22 protein-coding genes are annotated in these 26,706 nt (G+C 67.0%); 11 read left to right on the top strand and 11 right to left on the bottom strand.

Annotated elements, in window-relative coordinates; translation table 11 throughout:
- Nucleotides 1-126: 126 nt before the first annotated feature.
- Both glnK and SB764_RS15335 read right to left on the bottom strand, forming a co-directional pair.
- Entirely contained in the window at nucleotides 127-465 is a 339-nt protein-coding gene (gene glnK, locus SB764_RS15340; RefSeq protein ID WP_065063755.1) for a P-II family nitrogen regulator, read from the bottom strand.
- Nucleotides 466-545: 80 nt separating this feature from the next.
- Nucleotides 546-2,648 carry an NAD(+) synthase gene (locus SB764_RS15335; RefSeq protein ID WP_074984724.1) on the bottom strand — a complete coding sequence of 701 codons (2,103 nt, stop codon included), beginning with the start codon at nucleotides 2,646-2,648 and terminating at the stop codon, nucleotides 546-548.
- A gap of 300 nt (nucleotides 2,649-2,948) precedes the next feature.
- Here SB764_RS15335 and SB764_RS15330 point away from each other — a divergent pair, with 300 nt between their 5' ends.
- Together SB764_RS15330 and SB764_RS15325 are read left to right on the top strand one after the other, a co-directional pair.
- Nucleotides 2,949-4,121, top strand: coding sequence for a GNAT family N-acetyltransferase (locus tag SB764_RS15330; protein WP_074984722.1), 1,173 nt, complete (start codon nucleotides 2,949-2,951; stop codon nucleotides 4,119-4,121).
- A 65-nt stretch (nucleotides 4,122-4,186) separates the two neighbouring features.
- Nucleotides 4,187-4,510: a GIY-YIG nuclease family protein gene (locus SB764_RS15325; RefSeq protein WP_065063759.1), complete on the top strand. Its 324-nt coding sequence runs from the start codon at nucleotides 4,187-4,189 to the stop codon at nucleotides 4,508-4,510.
- Between the two features lie 77 nt (nucleotides 4,511-4,587).
- Here the strand turns inward: SB764_RS15325 and ppa are convergent, their stop codons facing one another.
- Both ppa and SB764_RS15315 read right to left on the bottom strand, forming a co-directional pair.
- A complete protein-coding gene (ppa, locus tag SB764_RS15320; RefSeq protein WP_065063761.1) occupies nucleotides 4,588-5,115 on the bottom strand; it encodes an inorganic diphosphatase in 528 nt (175 codons plus the stop codon).
- A gap of 99 nt (nucleotides 5,116-5,214) precedes the next feature.
- Complete coding sequence (locus tag SB764_RS15315) at nucleotides 5,215-5,424, bottom strand: hypothetical protein (RefSeq protein WP_110327580.1); 210 nt, start codon at nucleotides 5,422-5,424, stop codon at nucleotides 5,215-5,217.
- Nucleotides 5,425-5,446: 22 nt separating this feature from the next.
- Between SB764_RS15315 and SB764_RS15310 the strand changes: the two genes are divergently transcribed.
- The 3 genes from SB764_RS15310 (at nucleotide 5,447) to SB764_RS15300 (ending at nucleotide 9,170) form a co-directional block, all read left to right on the top strand.
- Nucleotides 5,447-6,886: an aldehyde dehydrogenase family protein gene (locus tag SB764_RS15310; protein ID WP_410863978.1), complete on the top strand. Its 1,440-nt coding sequence runs from the start codon at nucleotides 5,447-5,449 to the stop codon at nucleotides 6,884-6,886.
- 44 nt (nucleotides 6,887-6,930) lie between these two features.
- Nucleotides 6,931-7,689, top strand: a complete 759-nt coding sequence (locus SB764_RS15305) for an SDR family oxidoreductase (protein WP_074984714.1) — start codon at nucleotides 6,931-6,933, stop codon at nucleotides 7,687-7,689.
- A gap of 161 nt (nucleotides 7,690-7,850) precedes the next feature.
- The gene (locus SB764_RS15300) at nucleotides 7,851-9,170 is read left to right on the top strand and encodes an MFS transporter (RefSeq protein ID WP_065063766.1); all 1,320 of its coding nucleotides are present in this window, start codon (nucleotides 7,851-7,853) and stop codon (nucleotides 9,168-9,170) included.
- 87 nt (nucleotides 9,171-9,257) lie between these two features.
- On the opposite strand, the gene SB764_RS15295 is transcribed toward SB764_RS15300, so the two are convergent.
- The 3 genes from SB764_RS15295 to hemC are packed head-to-tail and all read right to left on the bottom strand — an operon-like array spanning nucleotide 9,258 to nucleotide 13,755.
- Nucleotides 9,258-10,457, bottom strand: a complete 1,200-nt coding sequence (locus tag SB764_RS15295) for a heme biosynthesis protein HemY (protein WP_110327578.1) — start codon at nucleotides 10,455-10,457, stop codon at nucleotides 9,258-9,260.
- Between the two features lie 2 nt (nucleotides 10,458-10,459).
- A complete protein-coding gene (gene hemDX, locus SB764_RS15290; protein WP_410863976.1) occupies nucleotides 10,460-12,709 on the bottom strand; it encodes a fused uroporphyrinogen-III synthase HemD/membrane protein HemX in 2,250 nt (749 codons plus the stop codon).
- Nucleotides 12,706-13,755 (bottom strand): hydroxymethylbilane synthase, encoded by a 1,050-nt coding sequence (gene hemC, locus SB764_RS15285; protein WP_410863974.1) that lies wholly within the window; start codon nucleotides 13,753-13,755, stop codon nucleotides 12,706-12,708. The genes hemDX and hemC overlap by 4 nt, the downstream gene beginning before the upstream one ends.
- Nucleotides 13,756-14,224: 469 nt before the next feature.
- On the opposite strand from hemC, the gene ppc reads away from it, so the two are divergent.
- The 3 genes from ppc (at nucleotide 14,225) to SB764_RS15270 (ending at nucleotide 18,165) form a co-directional block, all read left to right on the top strand.
- The gene (ppc, locus tag SB764_RS15280; protein ID WP_183038595.1) at nucleotides 14,225-17,437 is read left to right on the top strand and encodes a phosphoenolpyruvate carboxylase; all 3,213 of its coding nucleotides are present in this window, start codon (nucleotides 14,225-14,227) and stop codon (nucleotides 17,435-17,437) included.
- Nucleotides 17,438-17,581: 144 nt separating this feature from the next.
- Nucleotides 17,582-17,788, top strand: coding sequence for a type II toxin-antitoxin system VapB family antitoxin (locus SB764_RS15275; RefSeq protein WP_065057354.1), 207 nt, complete (start codon nucleotides 17,582-17,584; stop codon nucleotides 17,786-17,788).
- Complete coding sequence (locus tag SB764_RS15270; protein ID WP_110327575.1) at nucleotides 17,785-18,165, top strand: type II toxin-antitoxin system VapC family toxin; 381 nt, start codon at nucleotides 17,785-17,787, stop codon at nucleotides 18,163-18,165. Before SB764_RS15275 ends, SB764_RS15270 begins: the two co-directional genes overlap by 4 nt.
- Before the next feature lie 36 nt (nucleotides 18,166-18,201).
- Here SB764_RS15270 and SB764_RS15265 read toward each other — a convergent pair whose 3' ends face one another.
- Nucleotides 18,202-18,966, bottom strand: a complete 765-nt coding sequence (locus SB764_RS15265) for a class I SAM-dependent methyltransferase (RefSeq protein ID WP_110327643.1) — start codon at nucleotides 18,964-18,966, stop codon at nucleotides 18,202-18,204.
- Between the two features lie 254 nt (nucleotides 18,967-19,220).
- On the opposite strand from SB764_RS15265, the gene SB764_RS15260 reads away from it, so the two are divergent.
- The 3 genes from SB764_RS15260 to SB764_RS15250 all read left to right on the top strand — a co-directional run bounded on the left by SB764_RS15260 (nucleotide 19,221) and on the right by SB764_RS15250 (nucleotide 22,787).
- Nucleotides 19,221-20,048 (top strand): helix-turn-helix transcriptional regulator, encoded by an 828-nt coding sequence (locus tag SB764_RS15260; RefSeq protein ID WP_065057352.1) that lies wholly within the window; start codon nucleotides 19,221-19,223, stop codon nucleotides 20,046-20,048.
- Nucleotides 20,049-20,182: 134 nt separating this feature from the next.
- Nucleotides 20,183-21,598, top strand: a complete 1,416-nt coding sequence (argH, locus tag SB764_RS15255; protein WP_065057351.1) for an argininosuccinate lyase — start codon at nucleotides 20,183-20,185, stop codon at nucleotides 21,596-21,598.
- A gap of 259 nt (nucleotides 21,599-21,857) precedes the next feature.
- Nucleotides 21,858-22,787: a bestrophin family protein gene (locus tag SB764_RS15250; RefSeq protein WP_065057350.1), complete on the top strand. Its 930-nt coding sequence runs from the start codon at nucleotides 21,858-21,860 to the stop codon at nucleotides 22,785-22,787.
- Nucleotides 22,788-22,871: 84 nt separating this feature from the next.
- On the opposite strand, the gene SB764_RS15245 is transcribed toward SB764_RS15250, so the two are convergent.
- The 3 genes from SB764_RS15245 to dcd all read right to left on the bottom strand — a co-directional run bounded on the left by SB764_RS15245 (nucleotide 22,872) and on the right by dcd (nucleotide 26,528).
- A complete protein-coding gene (locus SB764_RS15245) occupies nucleotides 22,872-23,573 on the bottom strand; it encodes a lysozyme inhibitor LprI family protein (RefSeq protein ID WP_080180715.1) in 702 nt (233 codons plus the stop codon).
- Nucleotides 23,574-23,590: 17 nt separating this feature from the next.
- Nucleotides 23,591-25,870: an arginine/lysine/ornithine decarboxylase gene (locus SB764_RS15240; protein WP_065057349.1), complete on the bottom strand. Its 2,280-nt coding sequence runs from the start codon at nucleotides 25,868-25,870 to the stop codon at nucleotides 23,591-23,593.
- A gap of 88 nt (nucleotides 25,871-25,958) precedes the next feature.
- Nucleotides 25,959-26,528 carry a dCTP deaminase gene (gene dcd, locus SB764_RS15235; protein ID WP_065057348.1) on the bottom strand — a complete coding sequence of 190 codons (570 nt, stop codon included), beginning with the start codon at nucleotides 26,526-26,528 and terminating at the stop codon, nucleotides 25,959-25,961.
- Nucleotides 26,529-26,706 lie beyond the last annotated feature (178 nt).

The raw sequence follows: 26,706 nt of genomic DNA, 5'->3' as shown, positions 1-26,706 counted from the left end.
GAGAGGCGCGTATCGGTGCGGTGTCCGAAAGGGTACCGCACCGTTTTTTATTCCTGGGCGACCTTCGGGCCGCCCTTTTTCTTTGCCGGCGTCACGCTGTGACGTGACGCCCGTGCGGACGATCGATCAGACCGCCGCTTCGTTCTCTTCGCCCGTGCGGATGCGGATCACGCGCTCGACGTCGGTGACGAAGATCTTGCCGTCGCCGATCTTGCCGGTGCGCGCCGCGCCGATGATCGCGTCGATCACCTGGTCGGTCTGCTCGTCGGCGACCACGACTTCGATCTTCACCTTCGGCAGGAAGTCGACCACGTATTCGGCGCCGCGATACAGCTCCGTGTGGCCCTTCTGGCGGCCGAAGCCCTTCACTTCGGTGACGGTCAGGCCCGTGAGGCCCACTTCGGCGAGCGCCTCGCGCACTTCGTCGAGCTTGAACGGTTTGATGACGGCGGTAATGCGTTTCATGGCGATCCTCGTTCGGTATCGGTTACGTAGGTTTCGTATCCGGTGACTTGCGGTAAATGGGCAATGTGACTGGCGTAATTTTACGCCGCCGGCTCCTGCGCGGGCACGCGCTCCAGATCGGCGAGCCAGACGACCGATTCCGAATCGCTCGGCGCGCGCCAGTCGCCGCGCGGCGACAGCGAGCCGCCCGTGCCCACCTTCGGCGCGTTCGGCACGCAACTGCGCTTGAACTGGCTCTGGCGGAAGAAGCGGTCGAGGAAAATCCGCAGATTGCGCTTGATGGCCGCCAGATCGTACTGATTGCGCGCGACCTCGGCGTTCTCCGGCCACGCGCCCGTCTCGCGGTCGCGCCACGCGTGACGCGCGAGGAACGCGACCTTCGCGGGCGTGAAGCCGAAGCGCAGCGTGTAGTAGAGATTGAAGTCCTGCAGCTCGTACGGTCCGATCGTGCTTTCGGTCTTCTGCTCGGGCGCGCCGTCCGACTTGCCGGGAATCAGTTCGGGGCTGATGTCGGTGCCGAGAATCGCTTCGAGCACGTCGCGTCCGCTCTCGCCGTTCTGGCCGATCTGGCCGGTTTCCGCGACCCAGCGCACGAGGTGCGTGATGAGCGTCTTCGGCACGCTGGCGTTCACGTTGTAATGCGACATGTGATCGCCGACGCCGTAGGTGCACCAGCCGAGCGCGAGCTCGGACAGATCGCCCGTGCCGATCACGATCGCATGATTGAAGTTCGCGAGACGGAACAGATGATTCGTGCGCTCGCCCGCCTGCACGTTTTCAAACGTGATGTCGTAGCTTTCCTTGCCTTCCGAATACGGATGGCCGAGGTCTTCGAGCATCTGCATGCAGCTCTTGCGGATGTCGATTTCGCGCGCCGTGCAGCCCACGAGATTCATCAGCTCGCGCGCCTGGCGCAGCGTGCGTTCGCTGGTCGCGAAGCCCGGCATCGTGTACGCGAGGATGTTCGCGCGCGGCAGCTTGAGGCGGTCCATCGCCTTCGCGCAGACGAGCAGCGCGTGCGTGGAATCGAGCCCGCCCGACACGCCGATCACCACCTTCTTGATGTTGGCCTGCGAGAGACGCTGCACGAGCGCCTGCACCTGAATGTTGTAGACCTCGTTGCAGCGTTCGTCGCGGCGCTTCGGATCGGCCGGCACATACGGGAAGCGCTCGACGCGGCGCTCCAGCGCGAGCGTTTCCTGCTGCCACGGCGCCGTGCCTTGTGCGTTGTCTTGTGCATTGCCCACGGCGCATTCGATCACGCGGAACTTCGCGATTTCGTCGGCGTGACGGCGGATCGAATCGCCGAATGTGGTCTGGCGAATGCGCTCCTGCTGGAGGCGCTCCAGATCGACATCGGCGTAAATGATCTGCGAGTCGTCGAAGAAACGCTCGGACTGCGCGAGCAATTCGCCGTTTTCGCAGACGAGCGCCTGACCGTCCCACGCGAGGTCCGTGGTCGATTCGCCCTTGCCCGCCGAGGTGTAGAGATACGCCGCGAGGCAGCGCGCCGACTGCTGCGAAACCAGTTGATGGCGATACCCCGCCTTGCCCACCACCACGTTGGACGCCGACAGATTCACGAGCACCGACGCGCCCGCAAGCGCCGCGAACGACGACGGCGGAATCGGCACCCAGACGTCCTCGCAGATTTCCACCTGGAAGCGCAGGCCCGCGACCTCCGGCACGTCGAACAGCAGCGCGGCGCCGAACGGCACGTCCGCGCCCGCGATGCGCACGCTGTCGACGCTCGCGCTGTCGGCGGCGCTGAACTGGCGCGGCTCGTAGAACTCGCCGTAGTTCGGCAGATAGCTCTTCGGCACGATGCCCGCGACGCGCCCGCCCGCCACCACGGCGGCGCAGTTGAACAGCGAATGCCCGACGCGCAGCGGCAAACCGACGATCATCGCGAGCGGCAGCGTCTTCGAAGCTTCGGCGATCTGCGCGAGCGCGTGCTCGCAGGCATCGAGCAGCGCCTGTTGATGGAAGAGATCGTCGCAGCTATACGCCGACAAACCGAGTTCCGGAAACGCGACGAGCACCGCGCCCTTCGCCGCCGCCTCGCGGGCGAGCGCGAGCGTCTGTTCGGTGTTGAAGACCGGATCGGCCACGTGGCAGCGCGGCAAGCCCACGGCCACGCGCGCGAAACCATGCGAGTAGAGATTGAAGAAGCGCTCTTTCATGTCGATAACCTTGGGCTCTTGAGGCAGTCGGCGCGCGCGGCGCCTGGCAAGCGAATGGCGAGGTCCTGGTGCGGTTCGTGCTGGCCGCGCGAACGTGCGCATTGCATGACGACGGCGCAACGACGGCGCAACGACGGCAGCGGCACGATAGCGGCGGCGCGCCAGCGCTCACCCGTTCGGAGGGTTTGCTTTACCATGACCGCTTGCCGCGGCGCGGCGAAACCGGCGCACCCGCGCCGCGACGGGCCGAAACCCTCGCCGCCCGCCTCCCACCTCGCCACGCCAGAACGGGCACGCAAGTTGAAAAAGGAACATTTCGATTATCGCACGGGCATTCTCGGCTCACCGGCCGAGATCGACGCCGCCGAATGGAACGCGCTGCTCGCGCGCCAGGCGCAGCCGACGCCTTTTTTGCGCCACGAATTCCTCACGGCGCTCGACGCCACACGCTGCGCCGCGCCCGACGCGGGCTGGGCGCCGCAGTTCGTCACGCTCACCGACCCGCAAACGGGCAAGCTTGCCGCCGCCGCGCCGGTCTATCTCAAGGGCCATTCGTACGGGGAATACGTGTTCGACTGGGCCTGGGCCGACGCCTACAAGCGCAACGGCCTGGAGTACTACCCGAAGCTGCTGTGCGCCGTGCCGTTCACGCCGGTGCAAGGCACCCGCCTGCTGGCCGCCGACGAACCCGCGCGCCGCCATCTGGCCGCCACGCTGCTGGCGTTCGCGGAGCAGGCCGAAGTCTCGTCGCTGCACGTGCTGTTTCCGCCCGAAGACGATGCGCGCGCGCTCACCGACCTCGGCATGATGCAGCGCGAAGGCGTGCAGTTTCACTGGCTCAACCAGGGCTACCGCGACTTCGACGACTTCCTCTCGACGCTCGAACAGAAGAAGCGCAAAAACATCCGCGCCGAGCGCCGCAAGGTGCGCGAGGCCGGCGTGACGCTGCGGCGCGTGCGCGGCGAGGACATCCGCGACGAGGACTGGCGCTTTTTCAGCCGCTGCTATCGGCAGACCTACCGCGAGCATTTTTCGTCGCCGTATCTGAACCTCGATTTTTTCCGCATGATCGGCGCGTCGATGCCCGAGAACCTGCTGCTCGTGATCGCCGAATACGAAGGCAAGCCGATCGCCAGCTCGCTCGTGGTGTATCAGCGCGGCGCGGACGGCCGCGGCGGCACGCTCTACGGCCGCTATTGGGGCGCGCTCGAACACGTGCCCTGCCTGCACTTCGAGACCGCGTACTATCAGCCGCTCGAATTCTGCATCGAGGAAAAACTCGACGTGTTCGAAGGCGGCGCGCAAGGCGAGCATAAAATGGCGCGCGGCTTCATGCCGACCGTCACGCGCTCGGCGCACTGGCTCGCGCATCCCGCGTTCGCAGACGCCGTCGCGCGCTTTCTCGACAGCGAGACGAACCAGATTCACGCCTATATGCACGAGTTGAACGAGCACAATCCGTTTCGCGGATAACGCCAGCCCGAACGCAAACGCCGACGCACACTCACCCAAGCCTCACGATCATCGCTTCCAGAAATATGCCGTGGTTTCTCTACCTGCTCGAATGCGCCGACGGCAGCGTCTACACGGGCATCGCCATCGACGTGGCCGCGCGTTTCGCGCAGCACGCCGACGGCACGGGCGCGCGCTACACGCGCTCGCGCAAGCCCGTGCAGGTGCTCGCGCAATTCGAACTCGCCGATCGCGCGAGCGCCTCGCGCGCCGAATACTGGGTCAAGCGCCTCACGCCGCGTGAGAAACGCGCGCTCGCGGCAGGCGCGCGCACACTGGAATCGGTGCTGCCGCCGGTGCCGGTCGAAGTGCCCGCGAGCGACGAACCGGAAGCCGAAGCGCCCGCTTGAAGCCAAACCCGCGCCCATGAAAAAACCGCACGGCCTTGCGGCACGTGCGGTTTTTTTACAGCCAGGAATCGCGACGCTTACTTCTTCGCGTTCGCGAGGCCTTCAGTGATTTCCTTGTGAGCGGCTTCGATGCCGACCCAGCCTTCGACCTTGACCCACTTGCCCTTTTCGAGCGCCTTGTAGTTCTCGAAGAAGTGCTTGATCTGGTCTTTCAGGTACTCGGGCACGTCGTCGAGCGTCTTGATGTTCGCCGTCATCGGGCAAACCTTGTCGTGCGGCACGGCGATCAGCTTCGCGTCGACGCCCGACTCGTCCGTCATCTGCAGCATGCCGAGCGCGCGCGAACGCACGACCGAGCCGGCCAGCAGCGGGAACGGCGTGATCACGAGCACGTCGACGGGGTCGCCGTCGCCCGAGAGCGTCTGCGGAATGAAACCGTAGTTGACCGGATAACGCATGCCGGTGCCGACGAAACGGTCGACGACGAGCACGCCCAGATCCTTGTCGGCTTCGTACTTGACCGGATCGCTCTGCGCCGGAATCTCGATGATCACGTTGAAGTCGTGCGGCAGATCCTTGCCGGCGGGGACATTTGCGAAGCTCATGAGCGCTCTCTGAGAGAAGGGGAAAAAAGCGACGGTTCACGCGAGGCGCGCGGCGAGCACGCGGCTCTCGCGCGAGGCGTGCCGGTGCGAAACCGGACGTCACAGGTTCGCAGCATTATAGCCAATCGGCTGCGGCGTCCGGATGAAGCCCGGATGAAGCGTCTCCTGAAAACCCACGCGTGCGCCGCGATTGGCGCGATAATGGCCCGGCAGGCCGGCGCTCGCGCACGCAACGCGCGGCGCCTGCCTGTTGATGGCCTGATACTGGCCGTTCGTGTTTTCGTCTTGCGTTCCCTTCCCTCGTTTCATCTCCTATTTACGAGGCGCATGCATGGAAGAAGCGAAGCATTTCATCGGCGGCGCGTGGCGCGCGCCCGCCAGCGGCGAAACCCTCGCCGCCCTTGATCCCTCCACCGGTCAACCCTTCGCGCAACTCGCGCGCGGCAATGCCGCCGACATCGACGCCGCAGTGCAGGCCGCGCGCGCCGCGTATGAAGGCATCTGGGGCGCGCTCAGCGCCGCCGAACGCGGACGCCTGCTGTTCAAGCTCTCGGGTCTCGTCGCGCAGCATCAGGAAGCGCTCGCGCAACTCGAAGCGCAGGACACCGGCAAACCGCTCAAGCAGGCCCGCGCCGACGCCGCCGCGCTCGCGCGCTACTTCGAGTTCTACGCGGGCGCCGCCGACAAGCTGCACGGCGAAACGCTGCCCTATCAGCACGGCTACACGGTCCTCACGATCCGCGAGCCGCACGGCGTGACGGGCCACATCGTGCCGTGGAATTATCCGATGCAGATCTTCGGACGCAGCGTCGGCGCCGCGCTCGCAACCGGCAACGCCTGCGTGGTGAAGCCCGCCGAGGACGCCTGCGTGTCGCTGCTGCGCGTGGCGGCGCTCGCGCACGAAGCGGGCTTTCCGCCCGGCGCGCTCAATCTCGTCACCGGGCTCGGCCACGAGGCGGGCGCGGCGCTCTCGGCGCATCCGGGCATCGACCACATCTCGTTCACGGGCTCGCCGCAAACCGGCAAGCTCGTCGCGCAGGCCGCCGCCGAACATCACGTACCGGTCACGCTCGAACTGGGCGGCAAGTCGCCCCAGATCGTGTTCGCCGACGCCGACTTCGACGCCGCGCTGCCCGTGCTCGTCGCCGCGATCGTGCAGAACGCCGGGCAGACCTGCTCGGCGGGCAGCCGCGTGCTGATCGAGCGCAGCGCCTATGCGCCATTACTCGACCGGCTCGCGGCCGCGTTCGAGACGCTGCGAGTCGGGCCCGCGAGCGCCGATCTCGACTGCGGCCCGCTCATCAACGAGAAACAGCGGCGGCGCGTGCGCGACTTTCTCGACGAAGCGCAGCGCGACGGCATCGCCGTGGCCGCGCGCGGCACGCTCGACGCCGCCGCGCCCTCCGGCGGTTTCTACGAAGCCCCGACGCTGCTGCGCGACGTGCCGCCGCAAAGCCGTCTCGCGCAGGAAGAAGTGTTCGGCCCCGTGCTCGCCGCCATGCCTTTCGACGACGAAGCCCAGGCGCTCGCGCTCGCCAACGGCACGCCCTACGGCCTCGTCGCGGGCGTGTGGACGCGCGACGGCGCGCGCCAGATGCGCATCGCGCGGCGCGTGCGCGCGGGCCAGGTGTTCGTCAACAACTACGGCGCGGGCGGCGGCGTCGAACTGCCGTTCGGCGGCTCGCGCCAGTCGGGCCACGGCCGCGAAAAAGGCTTCGAAGCGCTCTACGGCTTCACCGTGCTGAAAACCATCGCGCTCAAGCACGGCTGACGCCACACCGTTTTTTCATCGCTGATAAAAAATTCGGAGACAGCATGCGACTCACAGGCAAGACGGCCGTCGTGACGGGCGCCGGTTCGGGATTCGGCGAAGGCATCGCCAAAACCTATGCGCGCGAAGGCGCGAATGTCGTCGTCAACGATCTGAACGCCGAGGCCGCACAGCGCGTCGCGAGCGAGATCGCGCACGCGGGCGGCCAGGCGATCGCCGTGCAAGGCGACATCACGCGCGAAGCCGACTGGCACGCGCTGCGCGACGCCGCCATCGGCCGCTTCGGCAGCGTGGAGATCGTCGTCAATAACGCGGGCACCACGCATCGCAACAAGCCCGTGATGGAAGTCAGCGAAGCGGAATTCGACCGCGTTTTCGCCGTCAACGTGAAAGGACTCTACTGGAGCGTGCGCGCGTTCGTGCCGCATTTTCGCGAGCGCGGCGGCGGCGCGTTCGTCAACATCGCCTCGACGGCGGGCATCCGGCCGCGCCCCGGGCTCGTCTGGTACAACGGCAGCAAGGGCGCGATGATCGTCGCGAGCAAGGCGCTCGCCGCCGAACTCGGCCCCGACCGCATCCGCGTGAACTGTGTGAATCCCGTGATCGGCGATACGGGCCTCACCGCCGAATTCATGGGCGTGCCCGACACGCCCGAGAACCGCGCGCGCTTCGTCGCGACGATCCCGCTCGGGCGCTTCTCCACGCCGCAGGACGTGGCCAACGCCTGCCTCTATCTGGCCTCCGACGAAGCCGCGTTCATCACCGGCGCGTGTCTCGAAGTGGACGGCGGGCGCTGCGTCTGAGCCACGCCGCGCCGCTTTCGCCTCGCTCGTAAGTGCTTGACGCATGAGTGTTTTCCCGCGCCGCCACGCTCCGGCGGCGCGGCTAGAATGGTCGTGCTTTAATCCGGCGTACTCGACGCAAACAACACGAATAACAGCCGACACACGACATTGGAGACACCATGGCCAGTCCAGCGAATCCCCTGCCGCATGCGAGCGCGGGCGCGCCGCCTTCGGCGTTCGAAGAAGCCACTTACCGCAAGGTCGCCTGGCGGCTCACGCCGCTCCTGATGCTCTGCTACGTGGTCGCGTATCTCGACCGCGTGAACGTCGGCTTCGCCAAGTTGCAGATGAGCGCGGCGCTCAATCTCTCCGATGCGGTCTACGGCTTCGGCGCGGGCATTTTCTTCATCGGCTACTTCCTGTTCGAAGTGCCAAGCAATGTGATCCTGCATCGCGTGGGCGCGCGCATCTGGATCGCGCGCATCATGGTCACGTGGGGGCTCGTGTCCATTCTCACGATGTTCGTCACCACGCCGACGATGTTCTACGTGATGCGCTTCCTGCTCGGCCTGTGCGAAGCGGGCTTCTTCCCCGGCATCATCCTCTATCTGACCTACTGGTATCCGGCGCACCGGCGCGGCCGCATGACGACGTGGTTCATGACGGCCATCGCGCTCTCGGGCGTGATCGGCGGTCCGGTGTCGGGCTGGATCCTCAAGGCCTTCGACGGCGCGAACGGCTGGCAAGGCTGGCAGTGGCTGTTTCTGCTCGAAGGGCTGCCGTCGGTGATCGTCGGCGTGCTGGTGTTTTTTGTGCTCGACGACCGCATCGGCAACGCGAAGTGGCTCACGCCCGACGAACGCGCGCTGCTCGAACGCAACATCGCCGCCGAAGACGCGACCAAGGAAGATCCGCCGCTCGTCACCGTGCTCACGAGTCCGCGCGTGCTGCTCATGAGCCTCACCTACTTCTCGTTCGTGATGGGTCTGTACGGCGTGAGTTTCTGGCTGCCGACCATCATCAAGGCGACGGGCGTGAAGGACGCGCTGGCGATCGGCCTGCTCTCGGCGATTCCGTTCGCGGCGGCGGTGGTCGGCATGGTGCTGGTGGCGAAGAGCGCCGACCGTCGCCGCGAACGTCGCTGGCACATCGCGATTCCGGCGGCCGTGGGCGCGCTCGGCCTCGTGCTCTCGGTGACATGGGCGCACGACACCGCGCTCGCGATGGCCGCGCTCACGCTCGCGACCTTCGGCATCCTCACCACGCTGCCGCTGTTCTGGAGCCTGCCCACAGCGTGGCTCGCGGGCACGGGCGCCGCGGCGGGCATCGCGCTCATCAACTCGATCGGCAATCTCGCGGGCTTCCTGAGCCCGTACGCCGTGGGCTGGCTCAAGCAGGCGACCGCCGCCAACGACTCCGGCATGTACATGCTCGCGGCGTTCATGATCCTCGGCGGGCTGCTCGCGCTGTCGGCGCCGAAGACGCTGGTCGATCGATAAACATGCTTCGACAAAAGAAAACGGCCGCTAGCAGCGGCCGTTTTTCGTTGCAGCATGCGCAGCGAAAGCGCACGATCCGACGGACGATCACACCACGTTCATCGACATCGCGCTTTCGCGATAGTGCGTGGCCGCCTTGCCGGCGTCGCCCAGTTCCTCGTGCAGACGCGCGAGCGCGCGGTGCGAGCGGATCTTGAGCGGCTCGTTGTTGCTCGCGTTGGCCGACTTCAGCGCCGCCTCGAGGAACGACTGCGCCTTGCCCCACAACTGCTGCTTCAGGCACAGGCGACCCAGCGCGAACAGCAGATCGCCGTCTTCGGGACGCTCCTTGCGCCACGCCTCGGCCTTCTGGATCAGCGGCAGCGCGTCATCGCCGGCCGTGTCCGGATAGCGGCGCAGCAGGCGCGCGTCCCAGTTCTGCGCGAGCGCTTCCTCGACGATCTTGCGCGCGTCCGCCTGCCGCTCCAGCGCGATCAGCAGTTCGGCCGCGCAATCGGCCAGACGCGGCGAATGACGCTCGATCGGCGACAGCGCGTGCCAGAGTTCGAGCAGCGCGTCGGCGTTATGACGACGGTCGCGCAGCAGGTTCTCGGCCGCCAGCTGGCGCAGACGCACCGCCACGGCCGGATGCAGCGCCTCGCGCTTTTCCAGCGTCTTCACGAGCTTGAGCACTTCGCTCCAGTTCTTGAGCTGCTGCTGCGCGCGCAGCGCGATCTGCTGCGCGTGAATGCGGCGGCCGCCCTGCGAGCGCATTTCGGTGAGCGCGGCCAGCGCGCCGTCCGCGTCGCGGCCGTCGGCGCGCATGTCGGCGGTCGCCATCAGACGCGCTTCCTGCAACTCGGGGTCGTCGACCTGCGTGAGCCAGTCGTCGCGACGCGCGTACTCGTGCAGACGATGCGCGGCGTTCGCGGCGATCAGGCCCGCGGCGCCCTTGTTGTTGTCGTCGGCGAGCGAGTCGCGCGCGGCCTTCTCGGCACGCGAGAAACGACCCGCATAGAGATTGCCGATCGCGTCGCGCAGCGCCGAATGCGCCTTTTCCTTGCGCGCGCGTGCGCGGTACGCGGCCACGCGGCGCGGCATCGTCACGACGTTGCGCACGAAACGCAGGATCGCGTAGAGCAGCAGGAAGGCCACCACGATGCCGACCACGAACAGATTGAGCGACACATCCACGCGATACGGCGGATAGACGAGCAGCACCTGCCCCGCGTCGAACCGGCCGACGGTCGCGAGCGCGACCGCCACGATGAACAGGAGCGCGAGCCAGAGAAGTCCACGGATCGCCATGCTTACCCCCGGCTCTGGTATTGCTGCAGCGCCTTCAGGCTCGTGTCGAGCGTGGGCAGCGCGACAGCGGCCGAGCCCGCGTCCACCTGCTTGAGCAGGTCGCGCACGTTCTGCGTTTCTTTCGACGCGCCGTCGAAGTAGCGCGCGAGCGTTGCGTCGGCGGCGGCGAGGTCGGACTTGAGCGTGGCCGGATTGCGCGAGAGCAGCGACAGACGCGCCGACAGCAGGCGCAGCTTCAGGTTCTCGCGCATGAAGTAGCCCTGATCGGGCGAGACGAGCATGGCGTCGGCGTTGTCGATGCGGCGCACCTGCACGAGGCTCGCGATCTGCTGGCCGACGCCGTGCACGAAGGTGTCGAGCCACGCCTTCCAGCGCGGCTCGCCCGTGGCGGCGGCCGTCACGGCGACGTCGGCAGGCGCGGCGGCTTCGGGCTTCGTGTGCGCGACGAGCGCTTCGCCCGCGAGCGGCAGCGCGTCGATTTCGGCGAGCGCGGTGTCGAGCTTGATGGCGAGACCGGCGAGGTCGGTGGACGGCGCGGCCTTGAGCTTGTCGATGTCCTCGGCGATGGCCTTGCGCACGGCGAGCGCCTGCGGGCTGGCCGACGCGGCGAGGCGCGTGTCGGCGCTTTGCAGCGCGAACAGCGCGAGCTGCGTGTTGCCGGTGAGCTGGAGCTGCTCGCTCGCACTCGACAGCATCTGGCCGACTTCGGCGAGCGTCCAGTCGTCGCGGTTCTTCGCGAGGTCGGCATATTGCTGCGAGAGCGCCTGCTGCGAGTTCTGCGCGTCGGCGATCTTGCCTTCGAGCTGCGCCATCTGCTTGTCGATCTGCTGCGCGCTCGACGCGGCTTCGTCGGCGCGCGCGCGCAAGGCGGCGGTCTGCTGGTCGGCGCTCTGCTGGCGCTGCGCAAGCGAGGCGTCGACGCGGTCGAGCTTGCGATTGAGCGCATAGCCGCCGCCCGCCGCACCTGCCGCGAGCAGCACGACCACGAGCCAGAGGATCGCGGTGCCGCCGCCGCGGCGCGCGCCGCCGTTGCCGGCCGGCGTCAGCGGCGCGGACGAATAGGACGTCGATGCGGATGACGACGCAGCGGACGACGCAGGTCGCGCGCTCGCGGCCTGGGCGGCCGGTTTCGATGCCGTCGGGGAAGCGGTTTGCGAAGCGCCTGCCGAAGCGGCGCCTTGATTGGGAACGTGGCTGGAATCGTTCGAATCAGTCATGCGGGGTTGTGCCGGCGGCGAGGCCGGGGTGTTCTGAACCGGTTGAGCCGCCGAAAGCGCGGCTGAAGAGAGATCGGAAGAAACCGTGCTGGCTGGCGCGGATGCGGCAAGCCCCAGCAGCGTCTCGACGATGCGCTCGTCGCCCGCGCCGGACACCGTCATCCTATCAAAACCCAATCCGCGCGCCGTCTCGGCAATACGCGGATGCGGCGCGACCAGTTGCGCATGGCGCAGCTCGACGATCTCGCCTGCCGTGAGGTGCTCGCGCGCGAGTTCGTCGAGATTGCGCACGCCTTCCGAGCTGGTCACGAGCCACGCGTGCGGCGCGCCTTCGAGCAGCGTGTGAACCGCCGCCCACGCGCCCATCGGCGGCTCGGGCACGATGCGGCGGTAGGCCGCGACGGCCTCGACTTCCGCGCCCGCTTCGCGCAGGCGGTCGGCGAGCCATTCGCGCCCGCCGTCGCCGCGCACGATCAGCACGCGCTTGCCCGCGAAGGCGTTCTCGCCGAGCTCTTTTTCGAGTGCGGCGTACAGCGATTCCGAGTCGAAGCGCGCCGGCTCCTCGTCGGCGGAACCGGCCGGGCTGATCACGCGATGCGCGGGGGCGGCAACGCCGTGGCGCGCGAGCGCGGCGACGCTCGCCGGACCGACCACGCCGACGGGCAGCGCGTGCGGCCAGATCGACGAAATCGACCGGTAGCACTCGAACGCGCGGTCGACCGCATTCGGCGAAACGAACACCACGAGCGCATAGCGGTCGAGCGCGCCGAGCGCGTCGCGCAACGGCGCGTCGTCGCGCACGGGCGCGATGGCGATCAGCGGAAATTCGAGCGTGCGCAGGCCGCTCGCGGCCAGTTGCGCGGACAGCGCGTCCGACTGACCGGCCGGACGGGTGAGGACGACGGTGAAATCCGTGCCCGCTGCCGCGCCGCTCGCGTCATGATGCGGCGCGGACGAATCGGCCGGCCCGCGCCATTCGTCGGGCTGGGCCGAACCCGGGCCGCCCTGGCGCGGCTGCCACGGGCCGCCGGTCATCGCGGCTCGGCGGGATCGTCGCCCGCGCGGTTGGCGTTGCCGGAAGTTGCCGGAGGCGCGTTCGGCACGCGTTGTTCTTCGGGACCCGCTTCGGACAGCGCGCGCACGATCTCGAGCGCGCCCTGGGCGATCAGTTCGTCGGCGACCTTGCGGCCGAGCGCGACGGCGTCCGCGACCGTGGCGGGCGTGGCCGCATCTTCGGCGGCCAGCACGCGGCTCGCGTCGGGCGTGGCGATGGTGCCGCGCAGCGCGAGCCGGCCGTCCTGCCACTGCGCGTAGGCCGCGAGCGGCACCGAGCAACTGCCGCCGAGCGCGCGCGACACCATGCGTTCGGCCTCGACGGCCTTCGCGGTGGCGTCGTCGTGCAGCGGCGCGAGCCAAGCGGCGATGTCGGCGCGGTCGGCGCGGATCTCGATGCCGAGCGCGCCCTGTCCCGCCGCCGGCAGGCTGTCCGCCGGTTCGAGCAGCGCGCGGATGCGTGCGCCGAGACCCAGACGCTTGAGCCCCGCCGCCGCGAGAATGATGGCCGCGTAGTCGCCGCGGTCGAGTTTGCCGAGGCGCGTGTCGAGATTGCCGCGCAGCGGCTTCACGTCGAGATGCGGATAACGCGCGCGGATCATCGACTCGCGGCGCAGGCTGGAGGTGCCGACCACGGCGCCCGGCGGCAGCTCCGCGAGCGAGTCGTATTCGTTAGACACAAAGGCGTCGCGCGGATCTTCGCGCTCCATGATGCACGCGAGCGCGAAGCCCTCGGGCAGCTCCATCGGCACGTCCTTGAGCGAATGCACGGCCAGATCGGCGCGCCCTTCGGCCAGCGCCTGCTCCAGCTCCTTCACGAACAAACCCTTGCCGCCGACCTTCGACAGCGTGCGGTCGAGAATTTGATCGCCGCGGGTCGTCATTCCGACGATGCTCACGTCGCAGGATGGATATAATTTGTGCAGCGCAGCTTGCACATGCTCGGCCTGCCACATCGCGAGGCGGCTCTCCCGCGAAGCGATGACAAGCGTGCGGGGCATGGGCGCGGATAACGTCTCGGAATTCATGGCTAGCACATCGAATGACGGGTTCGAAAAACAGAATCGGATAACAGGCAATGTTAGCACGCGCCCCTTTTTAGGCCCGCGCGTGCGGCGGCAAGGAAGAGACACGGTCCGTCGCTGACGTACACGCTATCTGCGCGTCGGCGGCGCTGATCCCGCACGCCCTCCCCGGCACCCGGCGCGAACCTGCGTCCGCTCCATGGTGCCGCGCTTTCGCAAAGCCTGCTCCCGGCGCGCCGGTATCCGCAGTTTTTCGCCGTCCTCGTATCGTCTTCGCCGTCGCTTGCCGTTCGGTCCGCCGCGATACCGCAGCACCGCAGTCCGCGCGGCTCGCGCAGGATGGCTCCCGCCATCCGTTCTGGTGGTTTCTGGTAGCACCGAAGTACCCTGACCGCGGCCCGCGCCGCGGCCATGCAGTTGGCAGTCCCCGAATACCCTGTCCACACTCCTGGCTAGTCTTGAGGAAAACATCGTGAAGTCTTCCGGATCGGCGCGCGCAGAGCGCCGCAACAACGCATCGCTTGCCTCTTCTTCCCCCGCGGCCGCCGACAAGGCCAAAACCGCCAGGGCCGTGAAAGCCGCAACGGCCACTGAAACGAAGAAGACGACGAAGACATCGAAACCGGCCGACGCCAGCAAGACCACGAAAACGAAAGCGACGAAGGCGGTCAAGGCCGGCAAGTCGTCAAAAGCCGCGTCGAAAGCCGCGTCGAAGGTCGCCGAATCCGCCGGGATCGTCGAAGTGGCGCAGGCGGCAAAGCCTGAAAAAGCCGCGAAGGCGACGAAAGCCACCAAGGCCGCAAAGCCCGCCAAGGCGCCGAAAACCGCCGGCGCGCCGCGCGGCGGCCGCACGCGCGACGAAGAACAGCGCGACGACAAGGACCAGCCGCTCTTCGAAGACATCCGCTATCTCGGACGCCTGCTCGGCGACGTCGTGCGCGAACAGGAAGGCGATGCCGTGTTCGAGGTGGTCGAAAGCATCCGCCAGACGGCCGTGCGTTTTCGCCGCGAGGACGACAACGCCGCCGCGCTCGCGCTGGAAAAACAGTTGCGCGGACTCTCGCCCGAGCAGACCGTGAGCGTGGTGCGCGCGTTCAGCTATTTCTCGCATCTGGCGAACATCGCCGAGGACCGTCACCGCAACCGTCGCCGCCGTATCCACGATCTGGCCGGTTCGGCGCCACAGGCGGGCACCATCGCGCATTCGCTCGAACGTCTCGCGCAAGCGGGCGCCGCCGCCACGCCGATGCTCCAGCAGTTCTTCAACGATGCGCTGATCGTGCCCGTGCTCACCGCGCACCCCACGGAAGTGCAGCGCAAGAGCACGCTCGATTCGCAGCACGACGTCGCGCGCCTGCTCGCCGAACGCGACCAGCCGCTCACGCATCGCGAACGCGAGCATAACGAAGCGCTGCTGCGCGCACGCGTGACCTCGCTGTGGCAGACGCGCATGTTGCGCGACGCGCGCCTGACCGTCACCGACGAAATCGAAAACGCGCTCTCGTACTACCACACCACCTTCCTCACCGAGATTCCCGCGCTGTACGGCGAGATCGAAACCTCGCTCAAGGAGCACGGTCTTTCCGCGCGCCTGCCCGCGTTCTTCCAGATGGGCAGCTGGATCGGCGGCGACCGCGACGGCAATCCGAATGTCACGTCGGCCACGCTCGAAGAAGCCAGCGAGCGCCAGGCGCAGGTGATCCTGCAGCACTATCTCGACGAAGTGCACAAGCTCGGCGCGGAACTGTCGGTGTCGAATCTGCTTGCCGGCGCGAGCGACGAACTCAAGGCGCTGGCCGAAGCCTCGCCCGACCAGTCGCCGCATCGCGTGGACGAACCGTATCGGCGCGCGCTGATTGGCGTGTACACGCGCCTCGCCGCGAGCGCGCGCGTGCGCCTGGGAGAAGGCGTCGTGGCCGTGCGCAGCGCGGGCCGCAACGCCGCGCCCGTGCGCGCGCAGCCGTACGCCGACGCCGCCGAGTTCTCGCGCGATCTGCACATCCTGATGGATTCGCTCGCCGCGCATCACGGCGCTTCGCTCGCCACGCCGCGCCTCGCGCCGCTCGTGCGCGCGGTGGAAGTGTTCGGCTTCCACCTGGCCTCGATCGACCTGCGTCAAAGCTCGGACATCCACGAAGCCGTCATCACCGAACTGCTCGCGCGCGCGGGCGTGCAGGCCGATTACGCGGCGCTCTCCGAAGAAGACAAGCAGATCGTGCTGCTCGCGCAACTCGCCGATCAGCGTCCGCTGCGCTCGCCGTATCTCGACTACTCCGCCCTCGTGAAGAGCGAACTCGGCGTGCTGGAAATGGCGCGCGTGACGCGCGAAAAGTTCGGCGCGCGCGCGGTGCGCAACTACATCATCTCGCACACCGAAACGGTGTCGGACCTGCTCGAAGTGATGCTGTTGCAGAAGGAAACCGGTCTGCTCGGCGGCCGCCTCGGCCACACGGACGATCCCGCGCAGGCCGCGCTGATGGTGATCCCGCTGTTCGAAACGATTCCCGACTTGCGCCACGCGCCGGGCATCATGCGCGACCTGCTCGCGCTGCCGGGCATCGACGGCATCGTCGAGCATTGGGGCAACGAGCAGGAAATCATGCTCGGCTATTCGGACAGCAACAAGGACGGCGGCTTCCTCACGTCGAACTGGGAGCTGTATCGCGCCGAACTCGCGCTCGTCTCGCTGTATCGCGAACGCGGCATCACGCTGCGTCTGTTCCACGGGCGCGGAGGCACGGTCGGACGCGGAGGCGGCCCGACCTACAACGCGATCCTGTCGCAGCCGCCGGGCACGGTGGACGGCCAGATCCGCCTGACCGAACAGGGCGAGGTGATCGCCAGCAAGTTCGGCAATCCGGAAATCGGCCGCCGCAATCTGGAGACGGTGATCGCGGCCACGCTCGAAGCCACGCTGCTGCCGATGGACAACACCGCGGGCAATGCGCCGGATCAACTGCCGGCGTTCGAAGCAACCATGCAGCATCTCTCCGATGCGGCGATGGCGGCGTACCGCTCGCTCGTCTACGAGACGCCCGGCTTCACCGACTACTTCTTCGCCTCGACGCCGATCACCGAAATCGCGGAACTGAACATCGGCAGCCGCCCGGCTTCGCGCAAGCTGCAGGATCCGAAGAACCGCAAGATCGACGACCTGCGCGCGATTCCGTGGGGCTTTTCGTGGGGCCAGTGCCGTCTGCTGCTGACGGGCTGGTATGGCTTCGGCAGCGCGGTGTCCTCGTATCTCGACGAAGCGGACAGCGACGCCGAACGCGCGCGCCGCCTCGCGCTGTTCAGGAAGATGTACAAGACCTGGCCGTTCTTTGCGAACCTGCTGTCGAACATGGACATGACGCTCGCGAAGACCGATCTCGCGGTGGCGTCGCGCTACGCGCAACTCGTCGCCGACAAGAAGCTGCGCAAGCATGTGTTCGAGCGCATCGTGGCCGAGTGGGAGCGCACGACGAAGGTGCTCGACGAGATCACCGGTTCGAACGGCCGTCTCGCCGACAACCCGCTGCTCGCGCGCTCGATCAAGAACCGCTTCCCGTATCTCGATCCGCTCAATCACTTGCAGGTCGAGCTGATCAAACGCTATCGCGCGGGCGACCCGAGCCCGCGCGTGCGGCGCGGGATTCATCTGACGATCAACGGGATTGCGGCGGGGTTGCGGAATACGGGTTAACTGCGCGGGCGACCGCACGGGTTGACACCGTATAAAAAAGCCTCGCAGGTCTTTGATCTGCGAGGCTTTTCTTTTGGACGATGCTTGCCGGGATGCAAAATTCTGATGCAAAATCGCATCAGAATCTGAATCACGGAGGGCAGCATGCGCACCACGGTGACCCTGGACGACGCGCTTTATGAGAAAGCGCTCGAAATGGCCGATCCCGGCATGGAGAAGGCCGATCTGTTTCGCGAAGCCGTCAAGACGTTCGTGCGGGTTCAAGCGGCCAAGCGGCTGGCCGCTTTAGGCGGCAGCGCGCCCGAGATGGCGGACATCGCGCGTCGGCGCGACGACACGCCCGCGTCATGAGCGTGCTCGTCGACACGTCGGTCTGGGTCGATCATTTCAGACGCCGAAACGGAGCGCTCGTCGAACTGATGCTGAGCGACGAAGCGCTGGCTCATCCGATGGTGCTCGCCGAACTGGCCTGCGGCACGCCGCCCGCGCCACGCGTGCGCACACTAGACGACATTGGCCTGCTGCGGTCGGCGAATCCGGTGAGCCTGCAGGAAGTCATGGCGCTGATCGAACGCGAACAACTCTACGGCCTCGGCTGCGGCGTGGTCGACCTGATCCTGCTCGGCTCCGTGCTGATCACGCCGGGCGCGCGCCTCTGGACGCTCGACAGGCGGCTGGCAGGTCTCGCCGAACGCTTCGACGTGGCCTGGCAGCCGCCCATGCATTGAAATGCGCGCAGGCTAACCTGTTGCGCAACATGCCCCTCAATCCCGCCGCGTCGCCTCGATCATCAGCGCATCGAGCTTGAACGAGCGATCGCTCTGCACATCGAAATACTGGCGCACTTCATCGGGCGCGTTGTCCCACATCGAGCGGATCGCCGTCACGCGCTCCGGCGGCGTGCGCATGCGCGCGACCCACGTGTCGAAGTCGAGCGCGATGCGCCAGCGCTCCGTCACCTTCGCGTCGAAGCCCGCCGCATCGAGCATGCTCACCCACTCGTCGGCGCGGTAATCGCGGATATGCGACGCATCGCGCAGCAATTCCACCGCCTGAATATGCGTGTCGAAAAGCGGATCGTCGATGCCCGCGATATCGATGAACTTGAGCCGGCCGCCCGGTTTGAGCACGCGATGCACTTCGGCGAGCGCGCGCGGCACGTCGCGCCAGTGGTGCGCGCTCATGCGGCTGATCGCCCAGTTGAAGCTCGCGTCGGCGAACGGCAACGTCTCGGCGGCGCCCTGCTGCGTGCGGATCGTGCTCAAACCGCGCTCCTTCGCGGCGGCTTCGACGGTCGCGAGCATCGGCGGCGCGATATCGTAGGCGACGACTTCCCGCACATGCGGCGCGACCGCGAAGCTCGCGTGACCCGCGCCGCAGCCCATGTCGAGCACCAGCGCGTTGCCGCAGGTCGCCGCGAAGGTCGCGGCCAGGTTCTCGAGATCGGCACCGGTTGCGTGGACCTGGCTGGTGAGATAGGCGGCGGCGGTCGTGCCGAAGGCGTCGGCGACCTGATCGTGATGCTTCATGACATGCTCCTGGTGCGGATCCGGCGCGCCGACGCTCCTGCGCGCGCACCGGTGTTCCGGTTGTGTGGGGCGCGAGTTCAGCTGCATGGACCACGACATCTGCGGCTGCGGCCTCGCGTCGATCTTTTTGCTTCTGTCCCCGGGGCGGGTCGGCGCGGCGGCCCGGCGCCGCGTCAGCCGTTACAATAGAGCCCGTTCTGTACCAGTACAAGTTGAGCGATTATTCTGGTATCGCCAGCACCCGCCAGCCTTCCATGAGCCTCGATACCTCCACTACCGGCGATTCCGGCCCCGCTAAAACCCTCGACGCCACGCCCGCGCGCGCGCTCGGCGAGTTCATCCGCGCCCATCGCGAGCGTCTGTCGCCGCAGGAAGTCGGCCTGCCGCCCGGCCCGCGCCGGCGCACGCCCGGCCTGCGCCGCGAGGAAGTCGCGCAGCTTTGCGGCGTGAGTCCGACCTGGTACACGTGGATCGAGCAGGGCCGGCCGGTCTCGGCGTCGGCGGACGCGCTCGCGCGCATCGCCGTGGCGCTGCGGCTCTCGCGCGCCGAACGCGCCTATCTGTTCGAACTCGCCGCGCAGCGCGATCCCGCCGAACCCGACACCGCCAGCGCCGCCGACGCGCCCGCCACCCTGCTGCAAACCGTCGGCCTGATCGACGCGCCCGCCTACGTGCTCGACCGCCAGTGGACCGCGCTCGCCTGGAACGCGCAGGCCGCGGATCTGTTCACGGGCTGGCTCGACGGCGATCACGACCGCAACCTGCTGCGTTTCACCTTCACGGAGCCGCTCGGGCGCGAGCTGATCGTCGACTGGGAAACCCGCGCGCGCCGTCTGGCCGCCGAGTTCCGCGCCGACTCCATCCGCCATCTGAACGACGCGCCCACGCGCGCGCTGATCGATTCGCTGATCGCCGCGAGCGACGAATTCGGCCGCTACTGGGGCTCGCAGGACGTGTTCGAGCGCGAAGGCGGACGGCGCGAATTCCATCATCCGCGCCACGGCCGCATCGCTTACGACCAGATCACGTTCAAGCCCGCGCACCGCGAGGATCTCAAGCTGGTGGTGCTGGTGCGCCTCTGAGTGTGCCCCGGACGCGCCGCATCGCCGGTCCGCGCCTGCGCGGATGGTAAAATCCTGAACTTTCCTGCCGCACCCGGCGCCCTGCGAGGCACTCAGCGCGCGGCCCGCTTTCCCATCGCTCACCGCTCATCATCATGACGTCCCAACTGCACAAAAAAGGCGAAGCCTGGTCGGCTCGCTTCTCCGAACCCATGTCGGAGCTGGTCAAGCGCTACACGTCGTCGGTCTTCTTCGACAAGCGACTCGCGCTCGTGGACATCGAGGGCTCGCTCGCGCACGCGTCGATGCTGGCCGCGCAGAAGATCATCTCCGCCGACGACCTCGCCGCCATCCAGGGCGGCATGGCGCAGATCAAGGGCGAGATCGAGCGCGGCGAATTCGAGTGGAAGCTCGATCTCGAAGACGTGCACCTGAACATCGAAGCGCGCCTCACGGCGCTGATCGGCGACGCGGGCAAGCGTCTGCACACGGGCCGTTCGCGTAACGACCAGGTCGCGACCGACATCCGCCTGTGGCTGCGCGGCGAGATCGACCGCATCGGCGGCCTGATCGGCGACCTGCGCGGCGCGCTGCTGGACCTCGCCGAGCAACACGCGGGCACGATCATGCCGGGCTTCACGCACCTGCAGGTTGCGCAGCCGGTCACCTTCGGCCATCACCTGCTCGCCTACGTGGAAATGTTCACGCGCGACGCCGAGCGCATGGTCGACTGCCGCAAGCGCGTGAACCGCCTGCCGCTCGGCGCGGCGGCGCTCGCGGGCACGAGCTATCCGATCGACCGCTTCGCCGTGGCGAAGACGCTCGGCTTCGACGGCATCTGCACGAACTCGCTCGACGCCGTCTCCGACCGCGACTTCGCGATCGAATTCACGGCCGCCGCCGCGCTCGTCATGACGCACGTGTCGCGCTTCTCGGAAGAACTGGTGCTGTGGATGAGCCCGCGCGTCGGCTTCATCGACATCGCCGACCGCTTCTGCACCGGCTCGTCGATCATGCCGCAGAAGAAGAACCCCGACGTGCCCGAACTGGCGCGCGGCAAGACCGGCCGCGTGAACGGCCATCTGATGGGCCTGCTCACGCTGATGAAAGGCCAGCCGCTCGCGTACAACAAGGACAATCAGGAAGACAAGGAGCCGCTGTTCGATACCGTCGATACGGTCGCGGACACGCTGCGCATCTTCGCGGAAATGGTCGCCGGCATCACGGTCAAGGCCGACGCCATGCGCGCCGCCGCGCTGCAAGGCTTCTCGACGGCCACCGATCTCGCCGACTATCTGGTGAAGAAGGGCCTGCCGTTCCGTGACGCACACGAAGCCGTGGCGCACGCGGTGCGGATCTGCGTGGATCGCAACTGCGATCTCGCCGACCTGACGCTCGACGAAATGCGCAGCGAACTGCCGGCCGTCGCGCATCTGCTCGCCGAAGACGTGTTCGAAGTGCTGACGCTGGAAGGCTCGGTGTCGTCGCGCAATCATCCGGGCGGCACCGCGCCCGAACAGGTGCGCGCGGCGATTGTCGCGGCGCGCGCGGCGCTCGGCGCGGCGAAGTAAGCGCGAAGCAAGCGCGAAGCAAGCGCAGCGGGCCGCCAGGCCATGCACCCGAAACGGGCGCGCGACGGACAACGTCGCGCGCCCGTTTTGTTTTTGCGCGCGGCGTGTAAATTGCGCAGAGGCAAACCGCGCGGCTGTACCCGCTTCGAATGGCCCCAGTTGTACGCCTGACGATCGCGCCCCTTGACCTAGAATCGAGATCGTTACTGTTGCGCTTCTATCGCGTTCCGTCGCTTTCCCGCTCCGAGTCTCCGCCCCGATGATCGTCCGCCCTCACCTCAACTGGTTCCGCATGCTGCTCGCGTGGCGCGGTTCAGTCCTGCCGCAACTGCTGCCGCGGCTCTTTATCGTGCTGTGTCTGTCGATCGTCGCCGTCGCCGCGCACGACCACATCCTGCGCGTGACCGTGAACCTCAGCACGGTGCCGTTTTCGCTGATCGGCATCGCGCTCGCCGTGTTTCTCGGCTTTCGCAACAACGCGAGCTACGACCGCTACTGGGAAGGCCGCAAGCTCTGGGGGCAACTGCTCAACGAATCGCGCTCGCTCGCGCGCGAGGCGCTCACGCTCGTCACGCCCGGTCAAGGCGAGGACGCCCGCAGCCACGCGCGTCCGTTCGTCGAGATCCTGTGCGCGCTGCCGCATGCGCTGCGCCATCAACTGCGCCACACGGACCCGCGCGCCGACCTCGAAACGCGTCTGCCGCCCGCACTGCTCGAGCGCGCGATGGCCTCGCAATTCCGTCCCGCCACGCTGCTGCTGTGCGCGTCCGAGTGGATGCGCGGCGAAGCGCGCGCGGGCCGTCTGGACGGCTATGCGGTGCTCGCCTTCGAGCGCAATCTCAACGGACTCTCGGACGTGATCGGCGGCTGCGAGCGCATCGCCTCCACGCCGCTACCGTTCGCCTACACGGTGATGATCCATCGCACGGTCTACTTCTTCTGCGCGATGCTGCCGTTCGGGCTCGTCGACAGCATCGGCGCGCTCACGCCGATCTTCGCCGTGTTCGTGGCCTACGCGTTCATGGCGCACGAAGCGATCGCCTCGCAGATCGAGGACCCGTTCGGCATCGAAGACAACGACCTCGCCCTCAACGCGATGTCGACGGGCATCGAGTCGGCGCTGCACGATCTGCTCGGCGACCCGACGCGCACGCCGTCCCATCCGCCCGAGCAGTTCATTCTCGACTGACGCGGCCCAAATCCGCGGCTCAAAACAAAACCGGCGTGTATCGCGAAGATACACGCCGGTTTTTTCATGGAACGCACGCAACGGTCAGCGGTTGTTCACCGTCTCCGACAAACGCTTCAATGTGGCCAGCCGCGCACCGAGCAGATCGAGGCGCGCGCGCTCGTCGATGAGCGGCGTGGTTGCATCGCGATACGCGCGCCACGCGCTCTGCGCGCGCGACACGGCAGGCCGCGCGTGCTTCGGCATCCGCGCGTAAAGCTGCCGGTAATAGCGGTTGAGGTCGTAGCTCACGTGCTCGCAGCGCGCATCGGCGCTACAGGCGCGCGAACGCGGCGCCTGGCCGTCCCAGCTCGCGGCTTCGTTGCGCAGCGCAAGCGCGCGGTCGCGCACCGGCTGCAAGCGCATGTCGGCCTCGTAGAGCTGATACGTGCTGCCGCTCGTGGTCGCGAACGCGGCGCCGAGCATGGTGTCCTCGGCGTCGCGCCACGCCACCCACTTCTGCTGGCTCAGCTTCCAGCGTTTCTGGTCCGCCGGTTTGAGCTTCGCGTTCAGTTGCACGAGCGCGGATTCCGTGGCGGCGCGCCATGCGCCGCGCGCCTCTTCCATGCACTGGATCTGGCCCGCTGTCGTCGAGCGGTCCGCGCGCGCGAGACACGCGCGCATCGCCGTATCGATCGGATCGGCGGCCGCCACTTCGGCGCGCGCGGGCGCGGCGGCGAACATCGTCGCCGCCAGCGCCAGCGTCGCCGTCAGCGCCCGCAGGGTTCGCGAAGTTCGCACCGTCATGCCGCCCGCCTCCGCGCTCAGCCGCGCACGCAATCCACGAAATACTCGATGCGGCCGTTGATGGTCTCGCCCACGAGTCCGTGGATGTCGGTGTGGAAACCCGGGAAGCGCTCGTTGAATTCGCGCGCGAACTTGAGGTAGTTCACGATCGTCTTGTTGAAGCGCTCGCCCGGAATCAGCAGCGGAATGCCCGGCGGATACGGCGTGAGCAGGATCGACGTCACGCGGCCTTCGAGTTCGTCGACCGGCACGCGATCGATCTCGCGGTGCGCGAGCTTCGCGAACGCGTCGGACGGTTTCATGGCCGGCTCCATCGTCGACAGATACATCTCGGTCGTCAGACGCGCGATGTCGTTGGCGCGGTAGACGCTGTGGATCTGCTGGCACAGATCGCGCAGGCCCACGCGCTCGTACATCGGATGCTGCGCCACGAACTCGGGCAGCACGCGCCAGAGCGGCTGGTTGTTGTCGTAGTCGTCCTTGAACTGCTGCAGTTCGGTGACCATCGAGTTCCAGCGGCCCTTCGTGATGCCGATCGTGAACATGATGAAGAACGAGTACAGACCGGTCTTCTCGACGATGATGCCGTGCTCGGCCAGGTACTTCGTGACGATCGCCGCCGGAATGCCGGTATCGCCGAATTCGCCGTCCACGTCCAGACCCGGCGTGACGATGGTCGCCTTGATCGGGTCCAGCATGTTGAAGCCTTCCGCCAGCGCGCCGAAGCCGTGCCAGTGGTCGTTCGGACGCAGGATCCAGTCGTCGCGCGAGCCGATGCCTTCCTCGGCCAGATCGTCCGGACCCCAGACCTGGAAGAACCAGTCGTCGCCGTATTCGGCGTCCACCTTGCGCATCGCGCGGCGGAAGTCGAGCGCCTCGGCGATCGACTCTTCGACCAGCGCCGGACCGCCCGGCGCTTCCATCATGGCCGCGGCCACGTCGCACGACGCGATGATCGCGTACTGCGGCGAGGTCGACGTGTGCATCAGATACGCCTCGTTGAAACGATGGCGGTCGAATGCGCTGTCTTCCGAATCCTGCACGACGATCTGCGAAGCCTGCGAGATGCCGGCCAGCAGCTTGTGCGTCGAGTGCGTCGCGAACACGAGCGCCTTGGTGCGCGGACGGCCCGCGCCGATCGCGTGCATGTCCTGGTAGAACGCGTGGAACTCGGCGTGCGGCAGCCACGCTTCGTCGAAGTGCAGCGTGTCGAGCATGTCGCCGAGCAGATCCTTGATCATTTCGACGTTGTAGACCACGCCGTCGTACGTGCTCTGCGTGATCGTCAGAATGCGCGGCTTGACGTTCGGGTTCTTCGCCAGCGCTTCACGCGCGAACGGATTCGCCTCGATCTTCTTGCGGATGTTTTCCGGCTTGAACTCGTCGCGCGGAATCGGGCCGATGATGCCGAAGTTGTTGCGCGTCGGCGTGAGGAACACGGGGATCGCACCCGTCATCGTGATCGCGTGCAGGATCGACTTGTGGCAGTTGCGGTCGACCAGCACGATGTCGCCCGGCGCCACGGTGGCGTGCCAGACGATCTTGTTCGAGGTGGACGTGCCGTTGGTCACGAAGAACACGTGGTCCGCGCTGAAAATGCGCGCGGCGTTGCGCTCCGACGCCGCGACCGGGCCGGTGTGATCGAGCAGCTGGCCGAGTTCTTCCACGGCGTTGCAGACGTCGGCGCGCAGCATGTTCTCGCCGAAGAACTGGTGGAACATCTGGCCGAGCGGGTTCTTCAGGAACGCCACGCCGCCCGAGTGACCCGGGCAGTGCCACGAGTACGAGCCTTCGTCGGCGTACTTGACGAGTTCCTTGAAGAACGGCGGCGAGAGCGCATCGAGATACACCTTCGCTTCGCGAATGACGTGGCGCGCCACGAACTCCGGCGTGTCCTCGAACATGTGGATGAAGCCGTGCAGCTCGCGCAGGATGTCGTTGGGCAGATGGCGCGAGGTGCGTGTTTCGCCGTACAGGAAGATGGGGATGTCGGCGTTGCGCTTGCGCACCGCTTCCATGAACGCGCGCAGCGCGACGATCGCGGGCGCGTGCTCGGGCGCTTCGCCGTCGCTGCCTTCCACGTAGGGCAGCAGTTCGTCGTCGTCGATCGACAGGATGAAACAGGCCGCGCGGCTCGATTGCTGCGCGAACGACGTGAGGTCGCCGTAGCTCGTCAGCCCGAGGACTTCCGCGCCCTCTTTCTCGATGGCTTCGGCGAGTGCCCGGATGCCGGAACCCGAGATGTTCTCGGAGCGAAAGTCTTCGTCGATGATGACGACGGGAAAGCGAAACTTCATGGGCGAATCTCCAAAAGAAACGACCGCTGCTTTAAACGCGCAGCGGTCCCCGTATGTCGTTGAAGCCGGAGTGGGTTTGCGCTCGAACTCAGGTCTTCGGCAGCGTGACGCCGTGCTGGCCTTGATACTTGCCGCCGCGGTCGGCGTACGACACTTCGCAGATCTCGTCGCTCTCGAAGAAGAGCACTTGAGCCACGCCTTCGTTCGCGTAGATTTTCGCAGGCAAAGGTGTCGTATTCGAGAATTCGAGCGTCACGTAGCCTTCCCACTCGGGTTCGAACGGCGTGACGTTCACGATGATGCCGCAACGCGCATAGGTCGATTTGCCGAGGCAGACCGTCAGGACGTTGCGCGGAATGCGGAAATACTCGACCGTGCGCGCCAGCGCGAACGAATTCGGCGGGATGATGCAGACGTCGCCCTTGAAGTCCACGAACGACTTCTCGTCGAAATTCTTCGGATCGACGATGGTCGAATTGATGTTCGTGAAGATCTTGAATTCGTCGGCGCAGCGGATGTCGTAGCCGTAGCTCGAGGTGCCGTAGCTCACGATCTTGCGGCCGTCTTCCGACGTGCGGACCTGGTCGCGCACGAACGGCTCGATCATGTTCTGCTCTTCGGCCATGCGCCGGATCCACTTGTCGGATTTGATTGCCATGTTTCGCTACGGTCCAGAAAAAACGGGGATGTAACCCCGGGCCGCGACCCGGGGGAAAGCCGCGCGAACGGGCCGACGGGCGGGCCGCTCGCGAAAGGCGACTATTTTACGCGATGTCAACCGGCGTGCCGGGAAGTGCGCCACGAGGCGCATCCATCCGGGCGCCGCAGGCTTTGCC

This window comes from Paraburkholderia sp. SIMBA_027, from assembly GCF_046535315.1.
Taxonomy (GTDB): domain Bacteria; phylum Pseudomonadota; class Gammaproteobacteria; order Burkholderiales; family Burkholderiaceae; genus Paraburkholderia; species Paraburkholderia tropica.
This window is presented reverse-complemented; position numbering and strand designations above follow the sequence as displayed.

Bases quoted from the DNA above. Each gene is read 5' to 3' on its own strand.
- glnK (WP_065063755.1), bottom strand. From the start codon at position 465: ATGAAACGCATTACCGCCGTCATCAAACCGTTCAAGCTCGACGAAGTG.
- SB764_RS15335 (WP_074984724.1), bottom strand. From the start codon at position 2,648: ATGAAAGAGCGCTTCTTCAATCTCTACTCGCATGGTTTCGCGCGCGTG.
- SB764_RS15325 (WP_065063759.1), top strand. From the start codon at position 4,187: ATGCCGTGGTTTCTCTACCTGCTCGAATGCGCCGACGGCAGCGTCTAC.
- ppa (WP_065063761.1), bottom strand. From the start codon at position 5,115: ATGAGCTTCGCAAATGTCCCCGCCGGCAAGGATCTGCCGCACGACTTC.
- SB764_RS15315 (WP_110327580.1), bottom strand. From the start codon at position 5,424: ATGAAACGAGGGAAGGGAACGCAAGACGAAAACACGAACGGCCAGTAT.
- SB764_RS15310 (WP_410863978.1), top strand. From the start codon at position 5,447: ATGGAAGAAGCGAAGCATTTCATCGGCGGCGCGTGGCGCGCGCCCGCC.
- SB764_RS15305 (WP_074984714.1), top strand. From the start codon at position 6,931: ATGCGACTCACAGGCAAGACGGCCGTCGTGACGGGCGCCGGTTCGGGA.
- SB764_RS15300 (WP_065063766.1), top strand. From the start codon at position 7,851: ATGGCCAGTCCAGCGAATCCCCTGCCGCATGCGAGCGCGGGCGCGCCG.
- SB764_RS15295 (WP_110327578.1), bottom strand. From the start codon at position 10,457: ATGGCGATCCGTGGACTTCTCTGGCTCGCGCTCCTGTTCATCGTGGCG.
- hemDX (WP_410863976.1), bottom strand. From the start codon at position 12,709: ATGACCGGCGGCCCGTGGCAGCCGCGCCAGGGCGGCCCGGGTTCGGCC.
- hemC (WP_410863974.1), bottom strand. From the start codon at position 13,755: ATGAATTCCGAGACGTTATCCGCGCCCATGCCCCGCACGCTTGTCATC.
- SB764_RS15275 (WP_065057354.1), top strand. From the start codon at position 17,582: ATGCGCACCACGGTGACCCTGGACGACGCGCTTTATGAGAAAGCGCTC.
- SB764_RS15270 (WP_110327575.1), top strand. From the start codon at position 17,785: ATGAGCGTGCTCGTCGACACGTCGGTCTGGGTCGATCATTTCAGACGC.
- SB764_RS15265 (WP_110327643.1), bottom strand. From the start codon at position 18,966: ATGAAGCATCACGATCAGGTCGCCGACGCCTTCGGCACGACCGCCGCC.
- SB764_RS15260 (WP_065057352.1), top strand. From the start codon at position 19,221: ATGAGCCTCGATACCTCCACTACCGGCGATTCCGGCCCCGCTAAAACC.
- argH (WP_065057351.1), top strand. From the start codon at position 20,183: ATGACGTCCCAACTGCACAAAAAAGGCGAAGCCTGGTCGGCTCGCTTC.
- SB764_RS15250 (WP_065057350.1), top strand. From the start codon at position 21,858: ATGATCGTCCGCCCTCACCTCAACTGGTTCCGCATGCTGCTCGCGTGG.
- SB764_RS15245 (WP_080180715.1), bottom strand. From the start codon at position 23,573: ATGACGGTGCGAACTTCGCGAACCCTGCGGGCGCTGACGGCGACGCTG.
- SB764_RS15240 (WP_065057349.1), bottom strand. From the start codon at position 25,870: ATGAAGTTTCGCTTTCCCGTCGTCATCATCGACGAAGACTTTCGCTCC.
- dcd (WP_065057348.1), bottom strand. From the start codon at position 26,528: ATGGCAATCAAATCCGACAAGTGGATCCGGCGCATGGCCGAAGAGCAG.